At 40.3% G+C, this 13480-nt stretch carries 15 protein-coding genes and 1 riboswitch; of the genes, 14 read left to right on the top strand and 1 reads right to left on the bottom strand.

The window, feature by feature from the left end:
* The first annotated feature begins 118 nt into the window (after window positions 1-118).
* From ribH to AC59HZ_RS09895, 13 genes are all read left to right on the top strand, one after another.
* A complete protein-coding gene (gene ribH / locus AC59HZ_RS09955) occupies window positions 119-589 on the top strand; it encodes a 6,7-dimethyl-8-ribityllumazine synthase (RefSeq protein ID WP_496545644.1) in 471 nt (156 codons plus the stop codon).
* Window positions 590-654: 65 nt separating this feature from the next.
* A riboswitch (cobalamin riboswitch) is annotated at window positions 655-845 on the top strand.
* 183 nt (window positions 846-1028) lie between these two features.
* On the top strand, window positions 1029-1994 hold the full coding sequence (locus AC59HZ_RS09950) for an ABC transporter substrate-binding protein (RefSeq protein ID WP_496545643.1): 966 nt from the start codon (window positions 1029-1031) through the stop codon (window positions 1992-1994).
* Window positions 1960-3021: a FecCD family ABC transporter permease gene (locus AC59HZ_RS09945; RefSeq protein WP_496545642.1), complete on the top strand. Its 1062-nt coding sequence runs from the start codon at window positions 1960-1962 to the stop codon at window positions 3019-3021. Before AC59HZ_RS09950 ends, AC59HZ_RS09945 begins: the two co-directional genes overlap by 35 nt.
* Window positions 3022-3025: 4 nt before the next feature.
* Window positions 3026-4486, top strand: a complete 1461-nt coding sequence (locus AC59HZ_RS09940) for an adenosylcobinamide amidohydrolase (RefSeq protein WP_496546033.1) — start codon at window positions 3026-3028, stop codon at window positions 4484-4486.
* Complete coding sequence (gene cbiB / locus AC59HZ_RS09935; RefSeq protein WP_496546032.1) at window positions 4486-5469, top strand: adenosylcobinamide-phosphate synthase CbiB; 984 nt, start codon at window positions 4486-4488, stop codon at window positions 5467-5469. Before AC59HZ_RS09940 ends, cbiB begins: the two co-directional genes overlap by 1 nt.
* Entirely contained in the window at window positions 5426-6505 is a 1080-nt protein-coding gene (gene cobD, locus AC59HZ_RS09930; RefSeq protein ID WP_496545641.1) for a threonine-phosphate decarboxylase CobD, read from the top strand. The genes cbiB and cobD overlap by 44 nt, the downstream gene beginning before the upstream one ends.
* Window positions 6484-7047: a bifunctional adenosylcobinamide kinase/adenosylcobinamide-phosphate guanylyltransferase gene (locus tag AC59HZ_RS09925; RefSeq protein ID WP_496545640.1), complete on the top strand. Its 564-nt coding sequence runs from the start codon at window positions 6484-6486 to the stop codon at window positions 7045-7047. The genes cobD and AC59HZ_RS09925 overlap by 22 nt, the downstream gene beginning before the upstream one ends.
* A 150-nt stretch (window positions 7048-7197) precedes the next feature.
* A complete protein-coding gene (cobS, locus tag AC59HZ_RS09920; RefSeq protein WP_496545639.1) occupies window positions 7198-7989 on the top strand; it encodes an adenosylcobinamide-GDP ribazoletransferase in 792 nt (263 codons plus the stop codon).
* On the top strand, window positions 7959-8558 hold the full coding sequence (locus tag AC59HZ_RS09915; protein WP_496545638.1) for a histidine phosphatase family protein: 600 nt from the start codon (window positions 7959-7961) through the stop codon (window positions 8556-8558). The genes cobS and AC59HZ_RS09915 overlap by 31 nt, the downstream gene beginning before the upstream one ends.
* Window positions 8510-8941: a bifunctional adenosylcobinamide kinase/adenosylcobinamide-phosphate guanylyltransferase gene (locus AC59HZ_RS09910; protein WP_496545637.1), complete on the top strand. Its 432-nt coding sequence runs from the start codon at window positions 8510-8512 to the stop codon at window positions 8939-8941. Before AC59HZ_RS09915 ends, AC59HZ_RS09910 begins: the two co-directional genes overlap by 49 nt.
* Before the next feature lie 13 nt (window positions 8942-8954).
* Window positions 8955-9539, top strand: a complete 585-nt coding sequence (locus AC59HZ_RS09905) for a cob(I)yrinic acid a,c-diamide adenosyltransferase (protein ID WP_496545636.1) — start codon at window positions 8955-8957, stop codon at window positions 9537-9539.
* Complete coding sequence (locus AC59HZ_RS09900) at window positions 9529-10035, top strand: ECF transporter S component (protein ID WP_496545635.1); 507 nt, start codon at window positions 9529-9531, stop codon at window positions 10033-10035. The genes AC59HZ_RS09905 and AC59HZ_RS09900 overlap by 11 nt, the downstream gene beginning before the upstream one ends.
* Entirely contained in the window at window positions 10032-10751 is a 720-nt protein-coding gene (locus AC59HZ_RS09895) for an ATP-binding protein (RefSeq protein WP_496545634.1), read from the top strand. The genes AC59HZ_RS09900 and AC59HZ_RS09895 overlap by 4 nt, the downstream gene beginning before the upstream one ends.
* Window positions 10752-10803: 52 nt before the next feature.
* On the opposite strand, the gene AC59HZ_RS09890 is transcribed toward AC59HZ_RS09895, so the two are convergent.
* A complete protein-coding gene (locus tag AC59HZ_RS09890) occupies window positions 10804-12903 on the bottom strand; it encodes a transglycosylase domain-containing protein (protein WP_496545633.1) in 2100 nt (699 codons plus the stop codon).
* A gap of 157 nt (window positions 12904-13060) precedes the next feature.
* On the opposite strand from AC59HZ_RS09890, the gene AC59HZ_RS09885 reads away from it, so the two are divergent.
* On the top strand, window positions 13061-13330 hold the full coding sequence (locus tag AC59HZ_RS09885) for a phage holin (RefSeq protein WP_496545632.1): 270 nt from the start codon (window positions 13061-13063) through the stop codon (window positions 13328-13330).
* The last annotated feature ends 150 nt before the right edge of the window (window positions 13331-13480 follow it).

Genomic DNA, 13480 nt, shown 5'->3' with positions numbered 1-13480 from the left:
GACCCCGCAGGCGCGCAAATTGCCGAGGAGGCTCCCCGGCACGCCCTCGGAAAGCGAGCGCCTGTAGCGAAAATCATCAACTAAGTTTATCGCCAAATAAAAAAATGGAGGAATTAAGATGGGACATATTTTTGAAGGAAATTTAGTAGGCTCAGGATTAAAGGTTGGAATCGTCGTAGGACGTTTCAATGAATTTATCACAAGTAAATTATTAAGCGGAGCGCAGGATGCACTAAAACGGCATGGAGTAAGTGAGACTGATGTTGACGTTGCATGGGTTCCGGGCGCATTTGAACTGCCGTTAATTGCTCAAAAAATGGCAAACAGCAAAAAGTATGATGCTGTCATCACACTTGGTACCGTTATTCGCGGTTCTACTCCACATTTTGATTATGTTTGTAATGAGACAGCAAAGGGAGTATCACGTATAAACTTAGACAGCGGGATTCCAGTTATTTTTGGTGTTTTGACAACAGATTCGATTGAGCAAGCCATTGAGCGTGCCGGTACGAAAGCTGGAAATAAAGGCTGGGAAGCAGCTGCAGGTGCAATTGAAATGGCAAACTTGTGCAGAAATCTCGATAAATAATTGATATTATTGCAAAAAAACATATACAATTTATAAAACTTTATTTATAATTTCAATTAACAAAAAATATATATTGAAATTTAGGTGTTAAAATCTTTTTAAGAGGATAACTTAAAAGGGAAGTTGGTGCAAAGCCAACGCGGTCCCGCCACTGTAAATGGGAGTTTACCTATATTAAAGTCACTGTCGAATTGATGGGAAGACATAGGAAGCAATGATCATGAGCCAGGAAACCTGCCTATCTTTTAATCGCCGAAATACCTACGAGGATAGGGGGTGAACGACTAGTCTCTGCTACTTATGACAGTTATTCTGTTTTTCAAACCAACATCTTCCGTTCATGGGGATGTTTTTTTTGTATCGGAAGAACTTTAGCTTGGCGGAGAAAACTTTATTTTTTGTAAATTAAGCTATTTAATTAGTATAAAGGGGAATAAAAATGAAGAAATTATATTCGCTATTAATCGTAATGTTATTGATTTTAGGTGCTTTATCAGGCTGTGCGGAAAAGAAAGAACAGGTTAAAGATGGAAGCAACACAAATGTTGAAAAAAAATCTGAGAACATTACTTTTCCCGTCACAATAAAGGATGCATTAAATAATAATGTTGTCCTCAATAAGAAGCCTGAAAAAATTGTTTCTCTAATTCCTAGTAATACCGAGATTGTTTTTGCATTAGGCCTTGGGAAGAACGTAGTGGGTGTATCTGATTTTGATAACTATCCAGAGGAAACGGCTAAAAAAGAGAAAATTGGCGGACAAGAGATTAATCTAGAAAAAATCATCTCCTTAAAGCCAGATGTAGTATTTGCCCATGCATCCAATGCTCAGAATTCAACTGATGGGTTAAAGCAGTTAACGGATGCGGGGATTCCGGTAATCGTTGTGAACGATGCACAAAATTTTGACCAAGTTTATGATTCTATTGACATGATAGGAAAGGCAACTGGGGAAAAAAAGAAAGCTGATGATATGATTCAAGGAATGAAAGATAAATTAGCAGAAATTAAGGCAAAGGCTAAAGAAATTAAAGAAAAGAAAAAGGTATTGGTTGAGGTATCACCTGCTCCAGAAATTTATACACCTGGTAAAAATACTTTTATGAATGAAATGCTAACGATTATTAATGCAGAAAATCTCGCTAATGATCAAGAGGGCTGGATTAAAATTGATCAGGAAGCTATGATTAAGCGAAATCCTGATGTCATTATAACTACATATGGATATTATGTGAAAAATCCAGCTGAACAAGTGTTAACCAGAAAAGGCTGGGAAAATGTCAATGCAGTTAAAAATAAACAAGTAATCGATGTTGATTCTGATCGCGTTACACGTCCAGGACCAAGGATTGTTGAAGGAGTAGAGGACCTTGCAAAGGCTATCTATCCAGAAGTTTTTAAATAATAAGGTATTCGCCTATGTGGCAGCTGGCATTTTCCTTATTTTTTCCATGTTATTAGGAATATCAATTGGCACCGTTTCTGTACCGGTGCCTGCCATTATTAAAATTATCAGCGCGAAATTCTTGGGATTTATTTCACTTGATGCAATCGATCCAATGTATACAAGCATTGTTATCAACATTCGCCTGCCTCGAGTGTTATTATCCGGTCTTGTAGGGGCTGCTCTTGCGATAGCAGGGGCGGCTTTTCAAGGTCTGTTAAGAAACCCGCTGGCAGATCCTTATACATTGGGTGTATCATCTGGAGCCTCTGTGGGTGCGGTCCTTACCCTTTTTTTTCAAATTTCACTTCCATTTATCGGCCCATTCACACTCCCATTGCTTAGTATCGTTTTTTCCTTTATTACCATTTTCTTGGTGATAACATTTGCTCGTAAAATTGAGCGCTCAATGAGAGTGGAAACGATCATTCTAACAGGTATTATTTTCAGTTCATTTCTGGGAGCTATAATTTCTCTAATGATTGCGCTTACCGGAGATGAGCTAAGACAGATTATAGGCTGGCTTCTTGGAAGTGTATCGATGAGAGGCTGGGAATACATAAAAATCATTTTGCCATTTTTCATTCTCGGTTCAGTAATCCTTATCTTAAATGGAAGAGAGTTAAATTCCATGTCCTTTGGGGAAGAGAGAGCCCGCCATTTAGGTGTCAATGTGTATAAGAGAAAGCTGATTATCTTGTCGGCTGGTTCTATTTTAACAGGAGCGGCGGTGGCTGTATCGGGAACAATAGGCTTTGTTGGGCTAGTTATCCCACATCTTTCGAGGCTGCTATGGGGGCCGGATCATAAACATCTCCTTCCTTTATCCATTATTACCGGAAGCGGATTTTTAATTTTAGCTGACCTTGTTTCAAGAATCGTTATTTCTCCGACTGAACTCCCGATTGGAGTCATTACAGCCTTAATCGGTGCACCCGTATTCGCAATAATCCTATTACAACGAAAAAGGATGGAAAGAAGTGGTTAAAAGAATGCTCAGCGTTCAACAGGTTACAGGTGGTTACTCTAGCGAAGCCGTTTTAAAAGATATTTCTTTTGAAGTCAAACAAGGGGAATTGTTTGGGATACTAGGCCCAAATGGGAGCGGAAAAACGACACTTTTGAAAATGCTAAGTGGTATTTTACCGATACAGAACGGCCGGATTCTGATAAATGAAAAATTGCTGCAGGATTACAAGCCAAAGCAGCTGGCCCAAATTATCGCGGTCCTTTCACAGCACTCCTCGCAATCGTTTGCGTATTCGGTAAAAGAAACAGTTTCTCTTGGCCGATATGCTCATCAAAAGGGATTGTTTCAAACATGGAGTACGCGGGATGAAGAAATAGTCCAAAAAGTAATGAGGCAGGTTGGTATCTCCTCGTTTCAACATAAAAATATTCAGGAATTATCGGGCGGTGAGAAGCAAAGGGTTTTTCTTGCACAAGCGCTGGCTCAGGAGCCGGAAATCCTTCTTTTAGATGAACCGACGAACCACCTGGATTTATCTTATCAAAAGGAATTACTTGACCATTTAAAACAATGGACGGCACAAAACAGATTGACCGTCATTTCTATTTTTCATGATTTAAATCTTGCGGGACTATATTGTGATCGCTTACTGTTGCTTGAAAAAGGCACCATTAATATCGACCATATTCCAAATGAAGTACTTAGGGAAGAACGAATTATGGATGTATATCATACAAATATCCAAAAACACCCGCATCCAAAAGTGGCAGCTCCGCAAATGGTTTTATTACCTGAAGTTACTAAACAGGAAATCATTGAAATAAATGAAGATTTGGTACATGTTACATATGATTATATCGAGCTTAAATCCCCCATTCCATTAAGAACAATGTCCTCGGGCGTTATAGGATCTGGAACTGGGTGGCACCAGACTTTTGTGAACCGTCATGTGGACAAAAACTACAACTGTAATGATCATCGATTGGAAATGGCGGCTTTCTTACGATCAAAAGGATTTGAGCCATCCGAAACCGTAGGAATGATGACGGCTGTAATATTGGAAGATGCCGTATACCAACAATTAAAACTGGATGAATTCTCCATATTTGTACTTGTTACAGCAGGAGTTGGCAATGCGGTTGATGCATCTAGAAGTGATAGGCATACGGTTGAATTGGTGCCTGGCACCATCAATACATGGATTTTTGTAAATGGAGAGCTGACCGAGGAAGCTTATATTCAAGGAATAATGACCGCTACCGAAGCAAAAGCAAAGGCCTTGCATGATTTAGAGGTTATCGATCAAGTTACTGGCACGATTGCTACAGGGACATCGACCGATAGTATTCTAATTGCCGCTACTCAAAATGGAAAGTTATTGGAGTTTGCTGGAACCATCACTCCCCTAGGGAAACTTATTAGTAAAGCGGTATATCAGTGCACCGTAGAAGCGATTCAAAAGTCCTGTAAGAGGAAACCATGATGATTGTATATCATTTAATATCGATAACCATTGCTTATATCATTGACTTACTGATAGGTGATCCTCCACGTTGGCCACACCCCGTTCGATGGATTGGTTCGATGATTTCGTTTATTGAAGGGAGATTGAATAATGGAGGATCCAAAAAATTAAAAGGGGTTATCATGCTCCTTTTTGTGTTATTCATATCCTTTATTGTTTGTTTGTTAATAGTGTTAATAGGTTACAAGATTCACCCCATTGCCGGGATTTGTATAGAAAGTATCATTATCGCAACAACGATTGCCCAAAAAAGCTTGAAGAAGGCCTCGTTGGATGTTTATCTCCCATTAAAAAAAGGAGATTTAATGGAAGCAAGAATAAAACTTTCCTATATTGTAGGCCGGGATACTGACTCATTGGCTGAGGGGGAAATTGCCAGGGGAGCAATAGAGACGGTTGCTGAAAATACGAGTGATGGAGTAACAGCACCGTTGTTCTGGGCTCTAATTGGCGGTGCACCACTTGCAATCGTTTACAGGGCAGCCAATACTTGCGATTCGATGGTTGGTCACGTAAATGATAAATATAAGGAATTTGGCTGGGCTTCTGCCAAATGGGATGATCTGATGAACTGGATTCCGAGCCGGATAACGGGAGTCTTCATGTTGATTGCCAACCGTCCGGAACACATGAGTTTACGTAAGGCCTGGGCTATTTTATTTCGGGATGCTAAAAAGCACCCAAGCCCAAATAGCGGCTGGGGAGAAGCTGCTGCAGCTGCCATTATGGGTATTCAACTTGGCGGTATCAACTATTACAAGGGAATGATATCAAATCGGGCAAAGATGGGGGAACCAATCCTGCCCATTCATTCAGGCCACATCATAAAGGCAAATGAAATTTTAAGCAAAACGGTCCTTTTATTTTTACTATTTTTATGGATTGGAGGGATAGCCCTTGAATTGGCCTTCACATGGCTCAAATCCGCAGTATCTATATAAAGCAATGGGACTTAAACTCCCTGACAAGCAGATTGATTTTAGTGCCAATATTAATCCGCTTGGTCCGCCGCCATCTTTACAGGAAAATTGGAATAGCTTTCTTCAAAAAATAATGGTTTATCCAGATCCTTTTGCGTCCAATCTTAAGGAAAGAATAGCAAATAACGAAGGCCTAACCGATGATTCCATTTTGATCGGGAATGGAGGTGCAGAGCTGATTTCCCTAATAGGAAGGATGATGGCTGGAAAAAAAGTATTGTTAGTGGAACCGGCCTTTTCGGAATATGAAGCAGCTTGCCGGGCTAATCAGTGCGAAATCTTTTACCATCAATTAATCGAACCAGCCTTTGAATTGAACCCTGATGATATACTCCCAAAATTGGAACAGGCAGATGCCTTGTTTCTATGTAACCCAAACAATCCAACAGGCATTCAGTATCCAGCATCAACGATCCTTTCAATTATAGAGGCAAGTGAAAAGTACAATTGCTTCGTAATCGTAGATGAGGCTTTTTATGATTTTTTAATAGATTATGAATTATTGACACCTTACTTAAACAGATTTTCTAACTTAATCATCATTCGTTCGATGACAAAGATGTTTGCCATCCCGGGTATTCGCCTAGGCTATATGTTGGCACAACCTAAAATCATTGCGGAACTCAGCTCGTTGCAGCCTCATTGGAGCGTCAATGCCATTGCATTATTGGCAGGTGAAATTTGCATGCAAGAGGCATCCTTTATCGAAAAGACTAAAGACTTTATTTACAATGAACGGAAAAGGCTGTTTCATTTCCTAAAAGATCAAGAATACCAGGTATCGGATTCTAGCGTTAATTTTTATTTATTGCGGGATCCTTTTATTGAAAATCAGTATGAGTTGTTTGAGTTTCTGATTTTAAAGGGATTCGTTCCCCGACATACCCTTAACTTTCCTGGTTTGGATGGAACATGGCTTCGCTTTGCGATTAAAGGTTCTGAAGAAAACAATCAGCTCATGGAGGTGCTGGCGGAATGGAAAAGGTCTCAACATTGATCTTTATAACAGGCGGAGTACGAAGTGGAAAAAGCAGCTTTGCAGAGAGGTTGGCAGTGGATATGGCAGAGTCCTGTGGGGGAAAGCTTCACTATCTTGCAACTGGTGTCCAATCTGATGATGAGATGAGAAAAAGGATCGTTAAGCATCAGCAAGATCGGGCAGCAGGGAAGCACCATTGGAAAACGGTTGAGCAATCTGTCCAAATAGGAAAGCTAGTAGAATATTTTACCGATCGAGATATTATTTTATTAGACTGTGTCACGACTCTATTAAACAATGAGCTTTTTATCAGTGACCGGGAATGGGATGAAAGCTTTTTAAAAAAGGTTACAGAAAATATCATCACTGGAATTATGGATATTAAAAACCGGGCAAAAAAAACAATTGTTGTCAGCAATGAGGTTTTAAATGTGCCATTAGACGGTAACAAACTGGTTTTCCTATACGGGAAAATGCTGGGACACATTCATCAGCAATTAGTAAAGGAAGCAGACCAGGCTTATCTTGTTGAGGCAGGTATCCCGATCCTAATGAAATAAGTGAAAGGATGAAAGGCGACATGATCCAGGTCTAGAAGTAAGGAAAATCAGGGAATTAAAGGATAAAAGGTTTGATGATCTTGCTTCCCAAATGAAAAGCCATATAAGATGGGATGTTTTGAAAGATCGAATCATGAATTGGAGTACAAAATGATAAAAATGCTAAAAGGTTTCTTAATTAATCTGCAATTTTTTACGTCTATTCCCATTCCATTAGAAATACCCATGGATAAGGAGCATTTAAAGAAATCTGTACAATCCTTTCCCCTATTAGGATTATTTCAGGGGAGTATTTATACTATTCTCATCTATGTTTGTTTAGAATGGACCCCATTCTCACAGCTGGCTGCTGCCTTCCTGCTATGGCTGGCAACCATTCTTCTTACAGGAGGAATCCATTTAGATGGCTGGATGGATGCTAGTGATGCGTACTTTTCTTATCGGGACCGCGAGAAAAGACTAGAGATTATGAAAGACCCTCGAACGGGTGCATTTGGAGTTTTATCGGTAATCATTTTATTGACCTGCAGATTTATCTTTATCTATGAGATTGCGAAGAACATCCAATTTTCATCTTACATCTTGATTATGGCAATCCCTTTTTTAAGTAAAAGTGTAATGGGTGCTCTCTTATTCACCGTTAAATCAGCCAAAAAAGAGGGTTTAGGCTCTTTGTTTCAAAGTGCCGCAACACTGAAAACATTGTGGGTTTACCCCGTTTACATCGCATCCTATCTGTTAGCAGTTATGGTATGGACTCAATCTATCCAGTTCTTAAGTATTTTAATCATTGTTGCTTTGGGATGTTTCTTTTTTAGCCGCTATAAATCTGTAAAATGGTTCGGCGGAATTACAGGGGATGTATTGGGAGCTGCCGTTGAAGGGACTGAGTTATTCCTATGGATGACTGTGTGGTTATTGCATTATTTCGCCATGGCATGACCCTAGCAAATAGAAGAAAAGCGTATTTGGGTTGGGAGGATTCCCCTTTATGCCCTGAATCGACGCAATTATCGACCAATAAGAGATATGAATGCTATTTTTCAAGTGATCTAAAAAGATGTCAGAAAACCGCGGAAATCCTATTTCCTGATCATTCCCTTATTCTATTATATAATTTACGAGAAATGCACTTCGGAAAATGGGAAGGGAAAACCTACACTGACCTGAAAGAAGACAAGCACTATCAAAGCTGGTTATCAGACCCAATGGGATTTGCTCCCCCAGATGGGGAGTCCTTAATGGGATTTACCGATCGAATTCAAGCCGGATGGAAACAAATTGTAAACGAAATAATGAATCAAAACCGGCGTCGCGTAGCAGTAATTACCCATGGCGGGGTCATTAGAATGTTATTAACACAATTTGCGCCGGATGAGAAATCGTTTTGGAATTGGGAAGTAATGCATGACAAAGGATATGAACTAATTTTTGAAAAAGAGGCGTTAAGGAGGGGGCAGCGATGCACTTTGTTACAGGAGGTGCCTTTAACGGTAAAAGAGCCTGGGTAAAAATATCCTACATGGTCAATGAAAATGATTGCTGGATATCTGCATATGATCATCATCCTCTCCCAGAGGAATTGGAAGATGATCAAGATTTGGTAATACTCGAAGGTATTGAAAAATGGCTGAAGGGTCTAGCAGTGGAATATGATGCAAAGCAATGCCGTGAAATCTGGAATAGCTATTTGGACCTTTGGACTTCATGGGAAAAAGCAAAGGCAGATCGGAAGATAATCATCATTGGGACGGATATTACCAAAGGGATTGTACCTATGGAAGCTGAGAATAGAAATTGGCGTGATATTACAGGATGGGCATATCAGGATTTGGCCAAAAAGTCACAACAAATGGATGTCATTTGGTATGGATTAAATCAAAAAATAAAGTAAAGGGGTTTAGGACATGAGAATTTATACAAGAACAGGTGATAAAGGAAAAACAAGTATTATTGGCGGCAGGGTAGATAAGGATGACCATCGAGTAGAGGCTTATGGGACAGTGGATGAAGTAAATTGCTTCGTGGGACAGGCGATAACAGAACTAGACTCGGAATTATTTAAGGATATTCTTCTTGATTTGGAAAAGATCCAGCATGAATTATTCGATTGTGGCGGCGATCTGGCTAATGTGTCTGAGAAGCGGGAATTAAAGCTTCAAAAGGAATCGATTGAGTACTTGGAAAAGAAAATTGATGAGTACATTGAAGAGGCACCTGAACTGGAACGGTTCATTTTACCAGGTGGAACCAAGCCCTCAGCATCGATTCATATTGCTAGAACGGTGACAAGGCGAGCAGAAAGATTAGTAGTGAAACTATTAAAGGCTGATTCGAAGACACCGGAGTTGGCTCTCCAATACTTAAATCGTCTATCAGATTTTTTCTTTGCGTTAGCGAGAGTCATAAATTATCGCATGAAGGTTAACGATGTTGAGTATGTTCGCAGTGCCATTGTGTTTAGGGAAGGAAAACGTAAAAATGAAAAGTAATATGGCAGGTAAACGGATTACTCTGCTCGCCATGCTTACAGCATTGTCGGTAGTAGGCGCTTCAATAAAAATACCTGCAATTGTTGGGAGCGTAGCTTTGGATGTTTTCCCAGCCCTGCTGGCTGCCGCTTTATTAAGCGGCGGGGCAGGAGCTGTCGTTGCCGCATTTGGTCATTTAATATCATCCCTGCTGTCTGGTTTTCCGTTAGGACCGCTGCATATACTTATAGCAGGAGAGATGGCTGTGCTTGTTTGGATGTTTGGCCTAATGTATAAGTATAATAAAAAGATATCCGCAGCGAGTCTTTTCATTGTAGGAAATGCTGTGATTGCACCAATACCTTTCATATTTTTAATGAATAAGGGTTTTTACGCAGCTATTGTCCCTTCCTTATTAATTGGCTCTGTTATCAATACAGGGATTGCTCTTATTGCGATTCCAAGTCTTTCTTCCATTGTTCTATCCACCTTAACAAAAGTCGAGAGAAAAGAATGAGGGATATTATTTCGCTGCCATTGGATACAGACAATTCTTTAATTATTGCCAGTGATAACAGCGGTGCGATTGGAATGAAGGAACATGATCATGTTCTAGTCTCTTACGAATCAGTGGCCTATTATTCCTTTCGAGTAGCGGCTATGGAGTGTATGGCAGCAGGCGGTGTGCCGATGAGTGTAATCCTTCATAACTTTTGTGGAAATGAACCATGGGAAGAGCTATTAATGGGGATACAAAATGGGTTGGCGGAAATAGGAATGAGGAAAGTTCCGATCACTGGGAGCTCGGAAAGTAATTTTCCGTTGCTACAATCAGCCATTGGCTTAGTAGTGCTTGGGAAAAAAACAAATTCTAAAGTAACGGAACTTGTTTTTTCCTCCCAGTTAAAATTTGCTGTTATTGGACAGCCTTTGGTAGGGACCGAAGTCACGGAACAGCCGGAAAAAATTGTTCCTCTTACCATTTTTCAAGAAGTATGCAAGCTGGACGAGATCATGGTTTGGCCAGTCGGCTCGAAGGGAATCTTTTTTGAACTGAATCAAATGTTCCCCCAAGTAAGATTTAGAGTGGAGATGGTCAGCACAGAAGTGGACATCTTTAAATCGTCTGGCCCTGCCACCTGCTTTGTAGTGATGTACAATTCTAAAGAGGAAGAAAGAATAAAGAATATAACAGGTACCTTTTTCCATTCATTACGAGTGTCGAATTTTTAGGCTCCAAATTTAACAGAGCCAATTATAAAAATAGCACGCCTCATCAGGCGTGCTATTTTCCAATGCTTTGCAGTTTTTCGACTAACGAATTTACTCCCTTACCAATTGAATATAAAGCCTGATCTAAATTCTTTTTCCATGAAGGAACTTTTTCTTTGATGGCGGCGCCGATTTTTTCCGCATTTTCATTTAATTCCTTACTGATTTTCTTTGCTTGTTCATTGATCCTTTCCCCAGTATTCGTCTTTCCTTTAAGCTGGTCGTTAATGGAAGTAACCTCAAAGCTATCTTTTGGAAGATAGCGCTGCGATTCCAGCATGATTTCTCTGAAAATCGGAACCACATTGGCTGAGCTTGAGCTCGGCAGGTAATGCTGCCGGTCTGTCTGGTCATAGCCAAGCCAAATCGCGCCGACAAGGTTTGGCGTGTAGCCAACCATCCATTGATCCTTCGTTCCATTGACCGTGAAGGGAAGCTGAGTTGAGCCTGTTTTTCCGGCAATTTGCATTCCAGGGATATGGGCCCGCTTTCCTGTTCCAGTTTCCACTACATTTAAGAGCATCGAGGTCATCTCATTGGCGACAGATTTAGAGGTGACTTTGGTCGTTTTTGCTTCTCGCTCCGCGATAATATTCCCAGTCGGACCGACAATTTTTGTAATCAAATGGCTGTCCTGCCGCTTTCCGCCATTTGGGAAAGCTGAAAAAGCATTAGCCATTTGCAAAGGTGACACGCCCTTACTCATTCCGCCAAGGGCGATAGCCAGGTTTCGATCTTCCTTTTCAACAGGTATTCCAAACCGTTTTAAGGAATCAATCCCTTTATTTAAGCCCACTTTATCAAGCAGCCAAACGGCAGGAATATTCAACGATTCTTCCAAAGCCTTATACATCTGAACCTTGCCTTGGTAGTTTTTTGAAAAATTTTCCGGTTTGTAATTACCGAACGTCATCGGCTCATCGACAAGCTCGGATGAATAGTCATAGCCATTTTCAAGTGCAGGTGTATATACAGCAAGTGGTTTGATTGAGGACCCAGGCTGTGCCTTTAATTGAGTCGCTCGGTTAAAACCGCGAAAAACGTGTTCACCCCTTCCGCCGACAAGGGCACGGACTCCACCTGAGGCGGGGTCCATTAATACCGAACCACTTTGAACCAATGTATTTCCGCTTCCTCTAGGGAATAATGAGTTTTTGCTATATACTTTTTCAAGTCCCGCCTGGAGGTTCTGGTCCATCTCGGTATGGATGCGGTACCCTCTCGTTAAGATCTCATCCTGGGTTAATCCATACTTGGAAATCGCTTCATTCAAAACAGCATCGACATAATAAGGGTATTTACGATCAACAAAGCTTCCTCCACCATCATGAAGACGGATTTTTTCTTTTTTGGCCTGGTTATACTGAGTCGTATTGATAAACCCTAATTCCTTCATTTTGGCCAATACCACATTTCGCCGTTTCATCGAAAGGTCATAGTTTTTATACGGGTCAAGGTAATTAGGTGCGTGTAATAGCCCTGCAAGCATGGCAGCTTCACTCACGCTGATGTCCTTGATATTTTTATTGAAATATTTCTTTGAAGCGTTGCCGATTCCCCAAGCGCCGCTGCCGAAATAAACTTGATTAAGGTACATTTGCAGAATTTCTTCTTTTGTATAGACCTTTTCAATTTTGACTGCTAAAAACAATTCCTCAGCTTTTCTCTTATAAGTCCTTTCTGGTGATAAAAGGGCATTTTTCGTCAGTTGCTGTGTTAGCGTGCTGCCGCCGCCAGTAATTCTTCCTGCAAAAAGGTTTCCAAAAAAGGCACGAGCGATTCCTTGAATATCAAAGCCGCCATGCTCATAAAAGCGTTCATCTTCAATGGCCACCACCGCATTTGGCACATATTTTGGCAGTTCTTCAATTTTAATGCCTTTGGTACGGTTTGTTGCGACATTGCTTGCCACTTTGCCATTTTTATCATAAATAACGGTCGGCTGGCTTAATCCTTCCTTCAAGGATTGAACATTTGCTCTAGTGGCCAGCCAGCCAAAATAACAGATTGTCACGAGAACTACAACCAGGATGAGTAATAAGAATATTTGTGTTAGATGTTTCTTTTTCCAAAAACTTGAGATCATGTCCCAAAGTGGATGTAACTTGTCCATAAGAGCTCCTTCTCTATTAGGGATTATTGATTTTTTCTATTATAAATTTTCTTGTGGAAAAAGACCAACAATAAGAAATTCGTGATATTCGTGGACAACCAATTTCAGTCCAAGCATATGTTATAGAAAGGCCAATTAACATAGGGAAGGGGATGGGATGATGATAAACTGGAAGGTCCGATTTCGCAACAAAAACTGGGTAATCGCATTTATTTCACAGCTAATGATTGTTGCACAACTGGTGCTAGCTGGATTAAACTCACTAGGGATTACCGAATTTCACCTAACTGATGCGATTCAAAATTCTATATTGACACTCGTAAATGCTATATTTGTAATTCTATCCATGCTCGGGCTCGTTCAAGATCCAACCACGAAAGGTTTTGGAGACAGTGAAAGGGCTATGAATTATAAAGACCCAAACTAATCAATCAGCAATGTTAAAGAACATTGTTGATTTTACCATTGTTGATTGGAGCTCCTCGAGCGCAAATCAACAACTATGTTTAACAAAAAGTCAGTTCCCATGCGGTTCTGACTTTTTTGATGACCATAAAAATTAGGAAAATTCTTTACA

It is taken from the genome of Neobacillus sp. DZ-9, assembly GCF_059587065.1.
Note: the sequence above shows the minus strand (reverse complement) of the source record. Positions and strands in the feature narration are given on the sequence as shown.

Coding starts and splice junctions, on each gene's coding strand:
- ribH (WP_496545644.1), top strand. CDS start 119: ATGGGACATATTTTTGAAGGAAATTTAGTAGGCTCAGGATTAAAGGTT.
- AC59HZ_RS09950 (WP_496545643.1), top strand. CDS start 1,029: ATGAAGAAATTATATTCGCTATTAATCGTAATGTTATTGATTTTAGGT.
- AC59HZ_RS09940 (WP_496546033.1), top strand. CDS start 3,026: ATGCTCAGCGTTCAACAGGTTACAGGTGGTTACTCTAGCGAAGCCGTT.
- cbiB (WP_496546032.1), top strand. CDS start 4,486: ATGATTGTATATCATTTAATATCGATAACCATTGCTTATATCATTGAC.
- AC59HZ_RS09925 (WP_496545640.1), top strand. CDS start 6,484: ATGGAAAAGGTCTCAACATTGATCTTTATAACAGGCGGAGTACGAAGT.
- cobS (WP_496545639.1), top strand. CDS start 7,198: ATGATAAAAATGCTAAAAGGTTTCTTAATTAATCTGCAATTTTTTACG.
- AC59HZ_RS09910 (WP_496545637.1), top strand. CDS start 8,510: ATGCACTTTGTTACAGGAGGTGCCTTTAACGGTAAAAGAGCCTGGGTA.
- AC59HZ_RS09905 (WP_496545636.1), top strand. CDS start 8,955: ATGAGAATTTATACAAGAACAGGTGATAAAGGAAAAACAAGTATTATT.
- AC59HZ_RS09900 (WP_496545635.1), top strand. CDS start 9,529: ATGAAAAGTAATATGGCAGGTAAACGGATTACTCTGCTCGCCATGCTT.
- AC59HZ_RS09895 (WP_496545634.1), top strand. CDS start 10,032: ATGAGGGATATTATTTCGCTGCCATTGGATACAGACAATTCTTTAATT.
- AC59HZ_RS09890 (WP_496545633.1), bottom strand. CDS start 12,903: ATGGACAAGTTACATCCACTTTGGGACATGATCTCAAGTTTTTGGAAA.
- AC59HZ_RS09885 (WP_496545632.1), top strand. CDS start 13,061: ATGATGATAAACTGGAAGGTCCGATTTCGCAACAAAAACTGGGTAATC.